General features: G+C 58.1%; 17 protein-coding genes. 7 read left to right on the top strand and 10 right to left on the bottom strand.

Annotated features, from left to right (window positions below):
• Window positions 1-25 precede the first annotated feature (25 nt).
• Window positions 26-907, top strand: coding sequence for a LysR family transcriptional regulator (locus tag ACA059_RS18965; RefSeq protein WP_497630515.1), 882 nt, complete (start codon window positions 26-28; stop codon window positions 905-907).
• Between the two features lie 81 nt (window positions 908-988).
• Here the strand turns inward: ACA059_RS18965 and ACA059_RS18960 are convergent, their stop codons facing one another.
• Genes ACA059_RS18960 through ACA059_RS18945 form a run of 4 tightly spaced genes read right to left on the bottom strand, consistent with a single transcriptional unit; the run spans window position 989 to window position 3,565 of the window.
• A complete protein-coding gene (locus tag ACA059_RS18960) occupies window positions 989-1,390 on the bottom strand; it encodes a DoxX family protein (RefSeq protein WP_497630514.1) in 402 nt (133 codons plus the stop codon).
• Window positions 1,391-1,408: 18 nt separating this feature from the next.
• Window positions 1,409-2,080, bottom strand: a complete 672-nt coding sequence (locus ACA059_RS18955) for an alpha/beta hydrolase (RefSeq protein ID WP_497630513.1) — start codon at window positions 2,078-2,080, stop codon at window positions 1,409-1,411.
• The gene (locus tag ACA059_RS18950; RefSeq protein ID WP_497630512.1) at window positions 2,073-2,915 is read right to left on the bottom strand and encodes a DODA-type extradiol aromatic ring-opening family dioxygenase; all 843 of its coding nucleotides are present in this window, start codon (window positions 2,913-2,915) and stop codon (window positions 2,073-2,075) included. Before ACA059_RS18950 ends, ACA059_RS18955 begins: the two co-directional genes overlap by 8 nt.
• Before the next feature lie 20 nt (window positions 2,916-2,935).
• Window positions 2,936-3,565 (bottom strand): NADPH-dependent F420 reductase, encoded by a 630-nt coding sequence (locus ACA059_RS18945; protein WP_497630511.1) that lies wholly within the window; start codon window positions 3,563-3,565, stop codon window positions 2,936-2,938.
• A gap of 109 nt (window positions 3,566-3,674) precedes the next feature.
• Here ACA059_RS18945 and ACA059_RS18940 point away from each other — a divergent pair, with 109 nt between their 5' ends.
• Complete coding sequence (locus tag ACA059_RS18940; RefSeq protein ID WP_497630510.1) at window positions 3,675-4,574, top strand: LysR family transcriptional regulator; 900 nt, start codon at window positions 3,675-3,677, stop codon at window positions 4,572-4,574.
• Window positions 4,575-4,601: 27 nt separating this feature from the next.
• Here ACA059_RS18940 and ACA059_RS18935 read toward each other — a convergent pair whose 3' ends face one another.
• The 5 genes from ACA059_RS18935 to ACA059_RS18915 form a co-directional block, all read right to left on the bottom strand.
• A complete protein-coding gene (locus ACA059_RS18935; RefSeq protein ID WP_497630509.1) occupies window positions 4,602-5,555 on the bottom strand; it encodes an alpha/beta fold hydrolase in 954 nt (317 codons plus the stop codon).
• A 78-nt stretch (window positions 5,556-5,633) separates the two neighbouring features.
• Entirely contained in the window at window positions 5,634-7,001 is a 1,368-nt protein-coding gene (locus ACA059_RS18930; protein WP_497630508.1) for an MFS transporter, read from the bottom strand.
• A gap of 91 nt (window positions 7,002-7,092) precedes the next feature.
• Window positions 7,093-7,707 carry a nitroreductase family protein gene (locus tag ACA059_RS18925; protein ID WP_497630507.1) on the bottom strand — a complete coding sequence of 205 codons (615 nt, stop codon included), beginning with the start codon at window positions 7,705-7,707 and terminating at the stop codon, window positions 7,093-7,095.
• A gap of 72 nt (window positions 7,708-7,779) precedes the next feature.
• On the bottom strand, window positions 7,780-8,133 hold the full coding sequence (locus ACA059_RS18920; protein WP_497630506.1) for a putative quinol monooxygenase: 354 nt from the start codon (window positions 8,131-8,133) through the stop codon (window positions 7,780-7,782).
• A gap of 85 nt (window positions 8,134-8,218) precedes the next feature.
• Window positions 8,219-8,416 carry a tautomerase family protein gene (locus ACA059_RS18915; RefSeq protein ID WP_166675881.1) on the bottom strand — a complete coding sequence of 66 codons (198 nt, stop codon included), beginning with the start codon at window positions 8,414-8,416 and terminating at the stop codon, window positions 8,219-8,221.
• Between the two features lie 151 nt (window positions 8,417-8,567).
• Between ACA059_RS18915 and ACA059_RS18910 the strand changes: the two genes are divergently transcribed.
• Complete coding sequence (locus ACA059_RS18910) at window positions 8,568-9,470, top strand: LysR family transcriptional regulator (protein ID WP_497630505.1); 903 nt, start codon at window positions 8,568-8,570, stop codon at window positions 9,468-9,470.
• Between the two features lie 53 nt (window positions 9,471-9,523).
• Here the strand turns inward: ACA059_RS18910 and ACA059_RS18905 are convergent, their stop codons facing one another.
• On the bottom strand, window positions 9,524-10,423 hold the full coding sequence (locus ACA059_RS18905; RefSeq protein WP_134101548.1) for a LysR family transcriptional regulator: 900 nt from the start codon (window positions 10,421-10,423) through the stop codon (window positions 9,524-9,526).
• Window positions 10,424-10,569: 146 nt separating this feature from the next.
• Here ACA059_RS18905 and salA point away from each other — a divergent pair, with 146 nt between their 5' ends.
• From salA to ACA059_RS18885, 4 genes are all read left to right on the top strand, one after another.
• Window positions 10,570-11,853, top strand: coding sequence for a salicylate 1-monooxygenase (salA, locus tag ACA059_RS18900; RefSeq protein WP_497630504.1), 1,284 nt, complete (start codon window positions 10,570-10,572; stop codon window positions 11,851-11,853).
• A 72-nt stretch (window positions 11,854-11,925) separates the two neighbouring features.
• Window positions 11,926-12,864, top strand: a complete 939-nt coding sequence (gene catA, locus ACA059_RS18895; protein ID WP_497630503.1) for a catechol 1,2-dioxygenase — start codon at window positions 11,926-11,928, stop codon at window positions 12,862-12,864.
• A 45-nt stretch (window positions 12,865-12,909) separates the two neighbouring features.
• A complete protein-coding gene (locus ACA059_RS18890) occupies window positions 12,910-14,058 on the top strand; it encodes an NAD(P)-dependent alcohol dehydrogenase (RefSeq protein ID WP_497630502.1) in 1,149 nt (382 codons plus the stop codon).
• A 28-nt stretch (window positions 14,059-14,086) separates the two neighbouring features.
• Window positions 14,087-15,538 (top strand): aldehyde dehydrogenase, encoded by a 1,452-nt coding sequence (locus ACA059_RS18885; RefSeq protein ID WP_497630501.1) that lies wholly within the window; start codon window positions 14,087-14,089, stop codon window positions 15,536-15,538.
• The last annotated feature ends 30 nt before the right edge of the window (window positions 15,539-15,568 follow it).

Raw genomic sequence — 15,568 nt, 5'->3', positions numbered from 1 at the left:
AACGCTCAAATAGGCAGGGGTGGTCATGGATCATTTTGGAGCGCTCAGCGCGTTCGTGCATGCCGCGCAAACGCGCAGCTTTACCGAAGCTGGGCGCAGAACCGGCGTGTCTTCATCGGCCATTGGTAAGGCGGTTGCGCGGCTGGAGGAAGAGCTTGGTGTAAGGCTGTTTCACCGATCCACGCGCGCCATAACCCTGACGTCCGAGGGCAGCCTTTTTCTGGAACGCTGCCATCGAATTTTTGCGGAGTACGAGGTTGCCAAACGGGAGCTCACCCAGGCTGCCGGCAAGCCCCAGGGGAAGTTGCGCCTCGGTTTGCCACAACTGGGCATGAGGTTGATGCCTCACTTGATTGCGTTTCAGCAGGCGTATCCGGAAGTGGAGTTGGAGCTGGAGTTCAGCGATCGGTTGGTCAATGTCATCGAGGAGGGTTTTGATGCCGTGATGCGCATAGGTGAAGTTGAAGACTCGCGCCTGATGATGCGCAAGCTCAATGGCTACAGTCATCGCCTGGTCGCGTCTCCACACTATCTTTCACTACGGGGTGTTCCTTCACGGCCATCGGAACTGTCCAGCCATTCATGCCTGCGTTACCGATACCCCACCAGCGGTAAACTCGACCCTTGGCCTTTGGTGTCAAAAAAGGGACAGGACGGTGTTGAGCCGGGACAATCGGCTACCGCCAACGCGATTGAACCGTTGTTAGCAATGGCTGAGGCGGGGCAAGGAATAGCGTGTCTCCCTGACTTTTTTGTCGAGGACGCCATTGCAGACGGACGATTGGTGCCTGTATTGGATCGCTACGTTCGCGACCACCGTACCTTCAGCATTCTCTGGCCATCGAGTCGTCATCCGTTACCCAAGATAAAGGCCTTTGTAAGCTTTATGACATCGCGTCTGACGTGAGGCGGTACGGTTGACCCGAGCGCAAACTGCCGATGCTCCGGAAATTTCCGCAGCGTCGGCAGGTTTGGAGTCCGCGATGACTTACGCTTTGTTGGAGGCCTTTGCCGCAAAGACGCCGTCGCCCAGTAAGGCTACGACCAGTGCGGTGACGCTCAGGTAAATCGGGTATTCCCAGCCGCCATTGGCGTTGGTGAAGCTCCAGCCATTGCCGAAGTGGACAGTCGCGGCCACGAACAGCTGAACCACTGCCAGAGCGGCTACCCAGCGCGAATAAACTCCCAGCACCAGCATCAAACCGCCGATCACTTCATAGGCCATGACCGGGTAGGCCAGGAAGCCCGGGAAGCCGATGGACTCAAAGAAGCCCGCAGTGCCTGCCGGGGTGAAGACAAAGACTTTGGTCAGCCCGTGGGCAATAAACATAATGCCCAGTGCCAGGCGCATAACGAAGGCAGCGTATGGTGCGGTACGTGTGTCGATCATGGTGCAGTTCCTTTTTATTTACTTGGAGAGTGACAGCGTGTTGGTCAGCCATTGCGAGAAATCCGCCAGTTCTTCAGCGACGATCTCGTGGGCCATGTCGTAGAGATGCATTTCGTGGGCGACGCCGATTCGACTCAGCCATTCGTCCGCTTCTTTCGCCCACGCCACGGGTAGAACATTGTCCTGGTGGCCATGGGCGATGAAAGCCCTGACGGACTTGAGTCGATCGGCCGAAGCAATCCGAGGGTCAAGTTCGCGCAGCATCCGGCCGCTCAATATTGCGAAACCGGCAATCAGCTCCGGCTCGGTGACCCCGAGGCTCGCGCTCATGATGCCGCCCTGGCTGAAGCCGGCGATCACGGTCGGCAACTTGGGCAGCGCTTCGATGAAGTGGTGCAACAGTTGCCGGCTGGACTCTGCCTGTTCTTGATTGAACGAGGGGCCGTTGCTGGTGAAGTTCACCTGGTACCAGGCGAAGCCTTGTGGGCCAACCTGCAGCGGGCCGCGGAGTAGAATGACTTCCAGTTCCTCGGGCAGGGACGCGGCCAATGACGCGAGATTCGCTTCATTTGAACCGACGCCATGCAACAGAAGCAGGCGGCCCTTGGGCGCCGATGTACTGCAACCCTTGCGGAAAAACAGGCCCGTTTGCGGCTCGCGAGCGGCTTCGGAAAAAGAGGTGTCACGCATGATCTGTAACGCCTTGGCTAGGTTGAATTGAGTCGAATCCAACAGGGTTGTTTGAGGAAAATAGATAGCTGTCCATCGCCAGTACCCCGTAGCTCACGCCCCCTTCCAGAACTCGAGTCTCGTAGTGTTCACCGGCCGCGCCGAGGGCGATGAGCAGCGGTAAAAAATGCTCATCCGTCGGGTGGGCACGTTCGGCCGAAGGTGCGTGCTGCTTATAGTCCAGCAAGAAATCGGTATTGCCCGCCTGCAGGGTTTGGGCTGTCCAGGCTGCAAACGCTTTCACGTAGTCGGCGCCGTGGGTGGCCGCCCCCCGAAACTCATACAAGTTATGGGTCAGGCTTCCGGAAGCCACGATCAGCACCTTCATATCCCGCAGTGGCTTGAGGGCTTGGCCCAATTTCCAGGCCTGGTGGGTATCGAGGCCGGCAGGCATCGATACCTGTACGACGGGTATGTCTGCCTCGGGAGCCAGATACAGCAGAGGCACCCAGGCGCCATGATCGAGTCCCCGTTGATGATCGAGCCGGGACTTCCATCCCGCATTCTGCAGCAGATCCACGATATGGGCGGCCAGGGCCGGAGCGCCCGGTGCGGGGTAGCGCAACTGGTACAAGGCGTCGGGAAATCCACCGAAGTCGTGAATGGTTTCAGGGGCGGTGCTCGCCGTAACGCTGACTTCGCCACGAGTCATCCAGTGCGGTGAAAGGATGACGATGGCATCAGGTCGCGGCAGTTCGCGACCGAGCTCAGCCAGACGTTGACCCGCCAGGCCAGGCTCGATGGCAAACATTGGAGCACCATGAGACACAAACAACAGGGGAAACGAAGTGTTCATGGTGAAGTGCTCCGAAGTGATTACTTGTTAAGCCAGACCGGTGCGATGGAGGTGCCCAGGCCGGCGCCGTAGCCGAGATAGATATTCAGACCTGCCAATGGTTCCAGGTAACGGGCGTTGATCAGTCGACCAGCGTCCACTGTCTTCCAGCCCAGGCTGTGTGCCAGGGCAATCGCGGTCTGCTTGGCCCGCTCACTGTCACTGGCGACGAACACGCTGCCACGCTGGTTTTCCGAGAATGTTGGGCCGTCGGCAAGCACTTGGGCGAACAGGGTGTTGAACGCTTTAACGACATGGGCTTGAGGCACTGCTTTGGCAATTTCTTCGCCAGCGCTTGTCACGTGACCGATGGTCAGCGACATGTAGTCGGCACTCAGTGGGTTGGTGATGTCGATAACCACTTTGCCCGTCAGATCGCCCAGGCTTTGCAGGGCTTTGGCGGCATCTTCGTAGGCGGTTGCAACGACAACGACGTCGCTATCACCCAGTGCCTCTGCCGCCGAATAGGCGCTGACATTGTCAAACTGAGCGGCGAGGGCTTTGGCCTTGTCGATGTCGCGGCCCGTGATACGAACGATATGGCCGGCGCTGGACAGCTGTTTTGCGAACGCCGAACCCATGTTGCCGGTACCCACTACTGTAATTTTCATAGCGACCTCATTTGCGCTGATGTGCGTTTCGATGGGCTCAGTTTATAGGTGGTGAAAATGAGATAAATAAGGCTGAATGTGATTAACAGTTCCACTTAGTGAGACAATGATGGACAGAGCTTTGGAGATGCAGGTCTTCTGCACCGTCGTCGATAAAGGCAGTTTTGTAGGCGCGGCCGAACCGTTAGAGATGTCCAAGGCGGCCATCTCGCGCTATGTGAGCGGCCTGGAAGAACGACTCGGTGCGCGGCTTCTGCACCGCACGACCCGACGGCTTTCATTGACGGAGGAGGGGCGCCAGTTTTACCACCAGGCGCGTGAAGTCCTGGCGCTTATGGATCAGGCCGAGGACGCCGTATCGTCCACCGCGCCGGAACCCAGTGGCGTGTTGCGGGTGAATGCACCGGTCAGTTTCGGAGTGCTGCACTTGGCGCCGCTATGGGGCGACTTCATGAAGGCCTACCCCAATATCGAGTTGGACATCAGCTTGAACGACCGACTGGTTGACCTGGTGGAGGAGGGGTTCGATGCGGCTGTTCGCATTGCCCGCATGGAAAACTCTTCGCTGGTCGGACGTCGTCTGGCGGGCACGCGGATGTGCCTGTGTGCCTCGCCCGGCTATTTGGCGAACCATCCTCAGATGCGCACCCTGGCCGACCTGGCACAGCACGGGGTGGTTGCCTATACCAACTTTGCCAGCGGCAATGAATGGCAGTTCCAGGGCCCTGACGGCAGCGAAAGTGTGCGTACCCGTTCCATTGTTCGCTGCAACAATGGCGATACCTGCCGCAGTATTGCCTTGGCGGGAGGTGGTATTGCCTTGCAGCCCAGCTTTATGGTGGCCGAGGATTTGCGGGCGGGGGACCTGGTGGAGATTCTGCCTGAGTACCAGTCGGTCGAACTGGGCATCTACGTGGTCTACCCCACGCGCAAGCATCTGGCGACCAAGGTTCGGGTGCTGATCAATTTTCTGGCCGAGCGATTTGCCCACCCTCGATGGGAGCAATAGCGGGCATTTCGCCGGGCATCGTCTGACTCAGCAGTTATCCAGGAAGCCCCGCAGGTCGCTGGCAAACTTTTCCGGGTTCTTCAATGCCAGGAAGTGGTCGCCCTGTTCGGCCTTGGTGTACATATGCAGCACGGAGCCTGCGACCACCGAATTCATCCAGCGTTGGCTGTCCAGCCAGTCGCTGTATTCGCCGGTGAAAATGGCGGTTGGCACATCAATCTTCGTTTGGATGACATCCCGCCAATCATTAGTGACGTGATCGAACAGCACGCATTCCAGGAACGCCATGTCATCCTTGGCGACGCGCTGTGCCAAGCTGATGACGTTGTGAAAGTAGGGCGAATCCAGGGCCATGGCGCGGTCCAGAACCCGAGTCGCGCTGATCAGTTGGTTGGTGGGCGCCCCAGTGGCATAGGACGCAATCATGCGCTCTGGAGACGTGGTGAACGCCCCGGCTTGCAGTCGCTCCTGCTCCGTCCAGTCTGCGTGACAATACACCGATGGTGCCTGGTCGATGATGCTCAGCGAGCGTATGCCTTGTGTACCGAACAGGTCGATGCAGGCCCACAGGATCGACGCGCCCATCGACCAACCACAGTAATCGGCTTGGGAGACACCCAGGTGATCGGCAAACTCTTTCACGTCCATGGCATAACGGGAAATCCGATTGCCAAAGGCGACCTTCTCGGACAGACCCTGGTTCCTCGCATCCAGCACGTACACACGATAATGCTTGCTGAGGATGTGCATGAGGTGAAAGTACAGCGCACCGTTAGCTGACCACCCCGGGATGAAAATCAGCGGTTTGCCTTCACCGGCCTCCCAATAGGCGAGATTGACCTGGTCGCTGGTGACAAAGCTGTTGAGTTTCAGGCCTTCAAAGTCAGAAACCCGAACCGGTTGGCCGGGAATTTCATGGGGGAAGTGAAAGTCTTCGCCGAGCAGCGAGAGAAGCGATTGATAGTTCAGTGGGTATTTCAAAGTGCAATCCCATTCAGTTGAAGAAATGGCGCAGTTGATTCAGGGCGTGAGAAGGCGGGGCCTCATCCATACCGCCATTTATTGACGCCGAGCGGAGGCTGCGTACAGGTTTACGGCGATGCACACCGCCAAGACCAGCGCTGAAAACAGCATCGCGGTGGATAGTCCAGCGGAAAAAGCGGCCTTATCCGAATGGGCGATCATCGTGCCGAAGACAGCGACGCCAATTACACCGCCCAGTTGCCTGGCGGAGGCCATCAGGCCGGAGGCGATGCCCGCGTCATGCTGTGTGACCGAGGACAGCATCGAGTTGGTAATGAACGGTACTGACATGGCGCTGCCAATTCCCACCAGCATCAACGCACCATTGAGCAACCAGAGCGAGCTATTGGAAGTGGTTTGCGAAAGCGCGATGAATCCGACGATCTGAACCGTGAAACCCGTCGTGATAATACGAGTGGCTCTGAACCGCTTGGCGAACCTTGACGAGAGCATCGTAGAAAGTGTCAGCACCGCCGTCAGCGGGATAAACGACAACCCCGTTTTGAATGCGTCGTAGTGCAGGAAGGTTTGAAAGTAAATACTGAAAACGAAGACCGTTCCATAAAACGTCAGATTGATCGCAGCGCCTGCGAGCGCCATGCTCCCCAGCACTTTGTTTTTCGACAGGTGAGCGGGCAGCATCGGATGCGTTACCCGACGCTCGATCAGAACAAATGCCGCCGCACTAATCGCGGCAATTGCAATCGCGGTGAGTGTTTCGCTTACCCAACCTTTGGCACTGGATTCGGTCAAGCCATAGGTCAGTGACGCCAGGAAAATCGCAATACTGATTTGCCCTGGAATATCGACGTGCTTATCAACCCGAGGGGAGGCGGGGGCGTAACGCAGGATCAGCCCGACAGCCAGCAGGCCGATCGGAATATTCAGCAGAAATACGCTTCGCCAGCCGAAGTACTCGATCATCAGGCCGCCGATCACGGGTCCGGCTGCCAATGCGATACCCCCACAGGCGCCCCAGAGCGCAACAGCGGCACGACGTGCATCGGGGTCATGAAATGACACGCGAATCAGAGTAAGTGATGTCGGTATCAGGAAGGCTGCGCCGATGCCCTGCACGCCCCGCATCGTGATCAGCATGGTCATGCTGTCGGCGAGACCACAACCGATAGAGGCAAGGGTAAAGAGAGCGAAACCCGCTGCAAAGACGGATTTTGCTCCCCATTTGTCACCCCATGCGCCTCCCAGGATGAGCAACGCAGAAAAAGGCAGCGCGTAACTGTTAATGACCCACTGCAAGCCCGTGAGGTCGGTGCCGAACGCATTTTTGAGTGCGCCAAGGCCGACGTTTACGACGCTGACGTCAAGTTGAACGACAAGAAACCCTAAACAGGCAGCGGTCAGAATCGCGCGTAACGAAGAGTGTGATTTGGATTCAGCAATCAATGGTTCACAGCCCCTGGCATGTGGTAGTTGCGAGTCGATCAGCAACAGCCAGCGAAGCCAGGTTGTACCTGGCTATCGCCGGCAGCACTGCTTACACGAACTGCAGAACTTCGTTGACAGCTTTACGGGGCTTTTGCGGCCAGTTAGCCGAGCCAGGGTAGCCAACGGTGATCAACATCACCGGAATCTCCGTAGCGGAAAGACCGAATGCTTGTGCCACTGCCGACTGGTCGAACCCGATCATGGGTGTCGAAACAAGGCCTTGTCCTTTGGCGGCCAGCATCAGGGTCATGGCCGCCAGAGAGCCTGAGCGGATCGCTTCGTCGCGTTGTAACTGCGGGTTGTCCTGGTACATGCCTTGAGCGGCGCCAACCCACATGTCGTAGATCGCCTGATCAATGATCCCTGCATCCAGCGTCGGCTTCAGGGCTGATGGCAGGGTTTCATGGGGATTGAGGGTGCCACAGACAATAAAGGTCACGGCTGAATCCATGACCTTTTGTTGACCGAAGGCCAATGGCAGCAATCGCGCCTTTGCTTCGGTGCTGCGTACCGCCAGGAACCTCCAGTTTTGAAGGTTGAAGGCAGAGGGAGCGTGCGTTGCCAGTTCGATCAGCTCGGCGATCTGTTGATCCGTCAACTGACGTTCAGTGTCGTAGCTGTTGGCGGAAATTCGGGACTTAATTACTTCAGCAATAACAGACATGGTGATCTCTGTGCGGGAAAGGGGATGCGTGCAGTCCCGGTTGTTACCGTCGAGCCTGCGCCGTCATAGAACTTAGCGGCTGAAGCCGTCGAAAGGGGTCATATACACCGCCCCGAACGGGTCAAGACGTTTGCGGATTTCTGCATCCGGTGTGCCGTAGACCACCAGACTGGTAACGGTGCACAGTTCGAGGAAACGCTTGCCGAACGGTGCGAAGGTGGTGTCTACGTGACTGACAACGGCATCGGCGTTATAGCGTTCAAGGATGTGAACGGTGTTGTTGTCTTCGTTGGCGCTGTATTCGTAAACCAGCGTGCCAAGCTCGGCGCGGGTGGCTGCCACGATGTTCGCGATCAGCGCCTTGAACTCTGGAAACTCTTCGGGTTTTACAGCGAGGGAGAACAGGCAGGAGACATGTGGGTGCATGGATAGCTCTTCCGTCAGAGGCTTCATAAGAAGCCTGTTGAGAATGCATCGCTGGTCAAGCCGATGTATTCGGTGCTGATGGGGGTCAGGATTTCTCGGGCGCGTCCCCGAATAGTTTGCCGGCGCCAGCCCAATCCGAAGGCGCAACGTCTTCAAAAATGACGTAGATATAGTTGGCATCTGTACCAGTGTGTTTAACGATGCTTTCGGTGATGTCTGCGGCAACAGCGGCTTTTTGTGCGTGTTCTTTACCTTCGAACCAGCTCACACGTACGACGGGCATGATGGTGTCCTCTTGGGGCATTGATCTGGAGAGAGGTGCGTGATGTGCACCGTTGTCTTTCTAGAGCCCATCCTACTGTTGAGTGTGCTGGCGATAAACGGCCTCAAGCTATAATCTGGGTAGACTAAAACTCTACAATCGGCGAGCAGGCATGGTTCCTATCGATTCGTTTCAGGGCGTCATCACGTTCGTCGTGGCCGCGCGCTCGACCAGCTTCACCCAGGCCGCCGAGCGTCTGGGCCTGTCAAAATCCGCCGTGGGCAAAGCCATTGCTCGCCTGGAAGAACGCTTGGGCACCCAGTTGTTTCATCGCACTACTCGCCGCATTTCCCTGACCGCGGATGGTGAGGCCTATTTCGTGGCGTGCTCTGCCGCCCTTGAGGAAATTGGTGCTGCAGAGAGTGGATTGGGGCCCGGCGCTGGCGAGCCTTCCGGACGTCTGCGGGTAGACATACCTGTGGCATTCGGTCGTCGGGTCGTCGCCCCATTGCTGTTTGAGATCGCCAACAAGTACCCGGCTTTGCAACTGAACTTGACGTTTTCCGACCACCTAGTTGATCCCTTCGAGGAGGGGATCGATTTGTTGGTCCGCTTCGGGGAGCTACAGGACACCAGCGGTCTGGTGGCGCGGCGGCTGACCCGACAACGCTGGGCCATTTGTGCCTCGCCCGACTACCTGACACGCTTTGGTGTTCCGCAGACCCTGGAAGACCTGAGCCATCACCGTTGCATTGTCGGGCATCGACGCGGCCAGCCGCTGTCGTGGCGGGTCATGCAGGCAGGGCAGACCGTACGATACGCGCCACCCTCGACCCATCAGATTGGCGACGGGGAAGCCATGATTCTCGCGGCAGTCGCTGGCACGGGCTTGTGCCAGATGCCACGCAGCCTGTTCCAGGATGATATCGAAGCGGGCAGGCTGGTGGAGGTTCTGCAAGTGTATGAACCAGAAGCTGTCGATGTGCATGCCGTCTGGCCAAAGGTGTCCCATCTGCGCCCGAAGGTGAGGTACGTGGTGGATGAACTGGTCAAGCTTTGTGAGCATTGGCAGTGATGCGGGCTGATGCCAGGTGAATTCCATCGTTGCGCACTATCAGCCTTCATCGCTCAATCGCTGAACAGATCAAACATCAGTTGCCGGAACCATTTGTTGGCCGGGTCCCGATTGTATTTACCGTGCCAGAACAAGTTGATGGCGATCTCGGGCAGCGGTAAAGGCAACGGCAGGCTCGTCAGTCCGAAGGGGCCGGCGCAGCTGTTGGCGAAACGCTCAGGTACCGTGGCGATCAGGTCTGTGTTCTGCAGGATATGACCGACCGCGACAAAGTGTGGAACCTCCAGTCGAATGTCTCGTTGTAGACCGGCCCGCTGCATATGCGTATCGATCTCTCCATGCCCCGTGCTGGCGGCGATGATCCTGACATGCCCGAACTCGCAAAAGCGCTCCCGTGTCATGGGCTGTTCAGTGAGCGGGTGGTCCTTTCGGCATAAACAGACGTAGCGATGGTGGAACAGGCGCCTCTGGTAGAAGCCCGCTTGCAGATCCGGCAGCAATCCCACGGCCAGATCCACCTCGCCATTGGCCATTTTCTCGGAAAGTTCGGTATTGCTGCGCAATGTGGTGACCGATATTCCGGGGGCCTGTTTGAGCAAGGCGTCGATCAACCGTGGCACAAAATAAATCTCCCCGATGTCGGTCATCGCCACGACAAAGCGCTTCTGGCTGGTCGATGGATCGAACTCGTCATGGCGATTGATCGCGCCGTGCAGCAGGTTGATTGCCTGGGAGACTGGCTCGGCCAGTTGCGCGGCATAGGGCGTCGGCTGCATCCCCTGATGGGTGCGCACAAACAATTCGTCATTGAACGTGTTCCGTAAACGCTTGAGCGCATTGCTGACGGCGGGTTGGGTCAGCCCAAGGCTCTCGGCCGCAGCTGAAACACTTCGATCCACCAGCAATTGGTGAAAGATCACCAGCAGATTCAGATCAAGTTCACGCAGGTTCATCGCAAATTTTCTCGGCCTTGGGCGGCTCTTGAAAGTGAATGAGTATTCAGGTTGGTGATAGTTTGTATGGGGTTGAGGGCATTTATCAATGGTTTGTGAATAGTCATGATCGGGCTATTCCAAAAACAACACATAAGGTTTCCCCCATGAGTAGCCCTCACTCTGTCTTGCAAGTGGGCATCGTCGGCGGCGGTATCGCTGGCGTCGCCTTGGCACTGGATCTTTGCCGTCATCAGCATCTGGATGTGAAATTATTTGAAGCTGCTCCCGCCTTCGGCGAGGTCGGCGCAGGTGTGTCCTTTGGTGCGAACGCCGTCCGGGCCATCGAAGGGCTGGGTATCGGCAAACCCTACGAACTCATCGCTGACCGCACCCCGCAACCGTGGCAAGACATCTGGTTTGAATGGCGTCGAGGCGTCGATGCCGGTTATCTCGGTGCCAGCGTTGCCCAAGGCGTCGGTCAGTCCTCCGTTCACCGCGCAGATTTCCTCGACGCCTTGGCAACGCAATTGCCAGAAGGCATCGCCTGCTTCGACAAACGTGCGGTTGGCGTCCATGAGACGGGGGACAGGGTCAGCGTGCAGTTCACTGATGGCACGGACTATCAGTGCGACCTTCTGATCGCCGCAGACGGTATCAAATCCTCTATTCGCGACTATGTGCTTCAGGGGCTGGGCCAGCCTTTGGTCGCGCCCCGATTCAGCGGAACCTGCGCCTATCGCGGAATGATCGACAGCGAGCAACTGCGCGCCGCCTATCGCACTGCGGGTGTTGATGAGCACCTGATCAACGTCCCGCAAATGTACCTGGGACTCGACGCCCACATCCTCACTTTTCCGGTCAAGCAGGGCCGATTGATCAACGTGGTTGCATTCGTTTCTGATCGCACCGACCCCAACCCGGTATGGCCGCAAGACACACCTTGGGTCAAAAGCACCAGCCAGGCCCAGATGCTGAAAGCGTTCTCCGAGTGGGGGGATGCCGTTCGCGTGCTGCTCGAGTGCATTCCCGAACCTACCCTCTGGGCACTTCACGAACTGGAAGAGCTTGCAGGTTATACCCATGGCCGCGTAGGGCTGATCGGTGACGCTGCCCACGCCATGCTCCCCCATCAAGGTGCCGGTGCGGGGCAAGGGCTGGAAGATGCCTGGTTGCTCGCACGCCTGCTGGGAGACCCGCGAGTGCTTCAAAGTGACGCCCAAAGCGTGCTTGAGGTGTACGACGCTATCCGCAGACCTCGCGCCTGCCGCGTGCAGCGAACGTCCTGGGAAGCTGGCGAACTCTACGAGTTTCGAGACCGTCAGGTCGAAGACCAAGAACCCCTTCTGTCGACAACTCTGGCCAGTCGTTTCGACTGGCTGTGGAACCACGACATGCAATCGGACCTGGTAGAGGCTCGCACCCGGCTCGGGTGGTCAGAGGCCGTCTGATTGCGTTCCTGCAATGCGCCAGTTCCCAGCGGCTGGCGCGCTACACCCACAATAAAAATAGGTGAAACCTCTATGGCTATCAGCATTTCCCATACCCCCCCAATGCTTGAGTTTTTCCAGGACGCAGCAGGGCTGAAGAACGCGGCGGGTAACCCGCGCAATAAACAAATCGTGTTACGTATTCTGCAAGAGACCGCCAGGCTCATTGAAGAACTGGAGATCAGTGATGGTGAGTTCTGGGCCGGTGTCGAATACATCAATCGACTCGGCAAAAGCAACGAGGCCGGCCTGCTGGCGGCAGGCCTGGGCGTTGAGCACTTTCTCGATCTGCTCAACGATGCCAAGCAAGCCGAAGCCGGGCGCACCGGAGGAACACCGCGCACGATTGAAGGGCCTTTGTATGTAGCCGGCGCGCCGCTCAGTCAGGGCTATGCCCGTATGGATGATGGTGCCGAAGATGATGTCGCGACGCCTATGTTTGTCGAGGGCCAGATCCTGGATTTGCAAGGGCAGCCGATCGCTGGTGCCCTGGTAGACCTGTGGCAAGCCGACAGCCAGGGCAACTATTCCCACTTCGATAAAAGCCAATCCGAATTCAATCTGCGTCGTCGCATTGTGACCGACGCCGAAGGGCGTTATCGCGCCAGAAGTATCGTGCCGTCGGGCTACGGCTGTAACCCTCAGGGCCCGACCCAGGAGTGCCTTAACCAATTGGGCAGGCATGGCCAGCGTCCGGCGCATATCCACTTTTTCGTATCCGCCCCGGACTACGAACATTTGACCACGCAGATCAACCTATCCAACGACGCCTACCTCTGGGATGACTTCGCTTACGCCACGCGGGATGGATTGATCGGTGAGGTGCAATTCATCGATGACCAAGCCTTGGCTGCGGCCCATCAAGTGCCAGGACGTTTTGCACAAATGAAATTCGATTTTCAGCTGCGCCCGGCAGCCAACCTTGAGGCGGAGCAACGGAGCAATCGCCCGCGTGCTCTTCAAGAGGCGTAAGTCAAAGCTGCATACCCAGAAAAACTTATTAAAGAGGATAAAAGCATGTCCCAAAGCACTCTCTCACCCATCGAAGTAAAAGTCGCCGTGTTGCGTGAAGCCGGTGGCAAGCTCCAGATCGAGCGCGCAGAGCTGGCTGTTCCACGTGCCGACGAGGTCCGAGTGCGTGTCGTGGCGACAGGTGTTTGCCACACCGATATGGTCGTTCGCGATCAGCTCTTTCCAACGCCGTTGCCAATCATTTTGGGCCACGAAGGTGCGGGCGTGGTGGAGGCGGTGGGCGCTGCGGTAACGACCATCGCTCCTGGCGATCATGTGGTCATGACCTACATGTCCTGTGGCTTGTGCCTACCCTGCGAAACAGGACACCCCGCGCATTGCTCGCATATGCACCCGCTGAACTTCGGCGGCGGGCGCCTCGACGGCAGTACGTGCACCTGCAGCTGTGCGACCGATGCACCGATACATGACCATTTTTTTGGCCAATCCTCCTTTTCGACCTACGTCGTCGCGAACGAGCGCAATGTCGTGAAAGTCTCCAAACAGGCTCCACTCGAACTGCTCGGCCCGCTGGGATGCGGCATTCAGACGGGCGCGGGTTCGGTACTCAAGGCCTTGCAGGTAGAGGCTGGGGCCAGCTTCGCCGCCTTCGGTGCTGGCGCAGTGGGCCTGGCCGCGGTGATGGCAGCCAAGGTTGCCGGTGCGACCACCATTATCGCCGTCGACGTCACGCCGAGTCGCTTGAGCCTGGCCCTCGAAGTGGGTGCTACCCACGTGATCAATAGCCGGGAAGAGGACCCGGTTCAGCGCATCCGCGAGATCACTGGCGGCGGCGTGAACTACAGCCTGGAATGCTCTGGGCGGGCGGAAGTGTTGCGTCAAGCGATCGATGCGCTCACCACGCTGGGCACGTGCGGGATTGTAGGGGCGACGAAGATGGGCACGGAGGTGGCGTTCAACATCAACGACGTGATGATCCCCGGCAAGCGAATCATGGGCATTGTCCAAGGCGACGTGGTCGCTAACGCCTTCATTCCCATCCTCGTAGACCTGCACCTGCAAGGCCGCTTCCCGTTTGACAAGCTGTGCCGGTTCTACGCGTTTGACCAGGTCAATGAAGCGATGGCCGACAGCGAAAGCGGTATCACGATCAAACCAATTCTACGCATGCCGGCCCAGACCGACTTGTCGTGATTGTTCAGGCTCATTTAAGGACCCCAAGATGAATGTTCAGCTCGTAATCGACAATATCCCGCAAGATGCCTCGGATGGTAAAACCTATCAGCGGATCGACCCTGTCAGCGGCAAGGTCGTCACCACTGGCGCCGCGTGCAGCGTCGAAGATGCCCGGCGTGTTGCGGCTTCTTCGCAGCAGGCGTTCAAAACATGGTCGAAGGTCGGCCCTACCGAGCGCCGTCGTCTGCTGCTGGCGGCAGCCGACGTCCTGGAAAGCAAGATGGAGCTTTTCTGCAGAGTCATGGCAGAAGAGATCGGTGCTTCGCAGCTGTGGTCACAGTTCAATGTGGGGGCTTCGGCCAACCTGCTCCGTGAAGCCGCCGCACTCACAACGCAAATCAAGGGTGAAACCCTTGCCACCGACAAGCCCGGCACCTTATCGGTAACACTGCGCCAACCCGCCGGCACGGTATTGAGCATCGCGCCGTGGAACGGTCCGGTCATCCTTGGCGCTCGGTCGATCGCTTACCCATTGGCGTGTGGCAATACCGTTATTTTCAAAGGCTCGGAAAATAGCCCGCGCACTCATGAGCTGCTGGCGCAGGCCTTCTATGAAGCGGGCTTTCCGTCCGGCGTGTTGAACTTCATCATCTCTGCGCCCGAAGATGCCGGCGCCGTGACGGAAGTGCTGATTGCCCACGATACGGTTCGCCGAGTGAATTTCACCGGTTCGACCAAAGTCGGCCGGATGATTGCCCAGACCAGTGCGAAACACCTCAAGCGCTGCCTGTTGGAACTGGGCGGCAAGGCGCCGTTTATCGTGCTCGATGATGCCGACCTGGATGGCGCAGTCAATGCCGCAGTGTTTGGCGCCTTTCTGTACCAGGGGCAAATTTGCATGTCGACCGAACGGTTTGTCGTCGACGAAGCCGTGGCGGACGAGTTCGTTGCGAAGTTTGCGCAGCGTATCCGTGGTCTTGAGCAGGGTAGTCCGGTGACCAACCCGGCCAGCGTTGTGGGCCCGATGATTTCCCAGGGCTCGGTGCAGCGCATCAACCAGTTGCTCGACGATGCCATCGGCAAGGGCGCGACTATTGTTGCCGGCGGGCTGGCGGAGCAGGCGCAAATGGCGCCGACGCTGGTGGACCGTGTGTCCTCGGCAATGGAGATCTACGATGAGGAAACTTTCGGCCCGGTCACCACGGTGGTGCGTGTCAAAGGTGCCGAGCAGGCGCTGGAAGTCGCTAACGACACAGCGTTCGGCCTCTCATCGGCGATTTTCAGTCGCAATGTCAGCCTTGCCCTGGACCTGGCCAGCCGGCTGGATGCCGGTTGCGTGCATATCAACGGTGCCACGGTGCAAAACGAGCCTCAGGCACCCTACGGCGGCATGAAGAACAGTGGCTATGGCCGGTTCGACGGCAGCGCCGTTATCGAAGAGTTCACCGAAGTGAAGTGGGTCACGGTCGAGCCCTCCGACCAACCTTATCCATTCTGACGTCAGGCCACGGTGACCGGCTCTAGGAGT

The sequence above is a fragment of the Pseudomonas sp. LBUM1647 genome (assembly GCF_059716175.1).
Note: the sequence above shows the minus strand (reverse complement) of the source record. Positions and strands in the feature narration are given on the sequence as shown.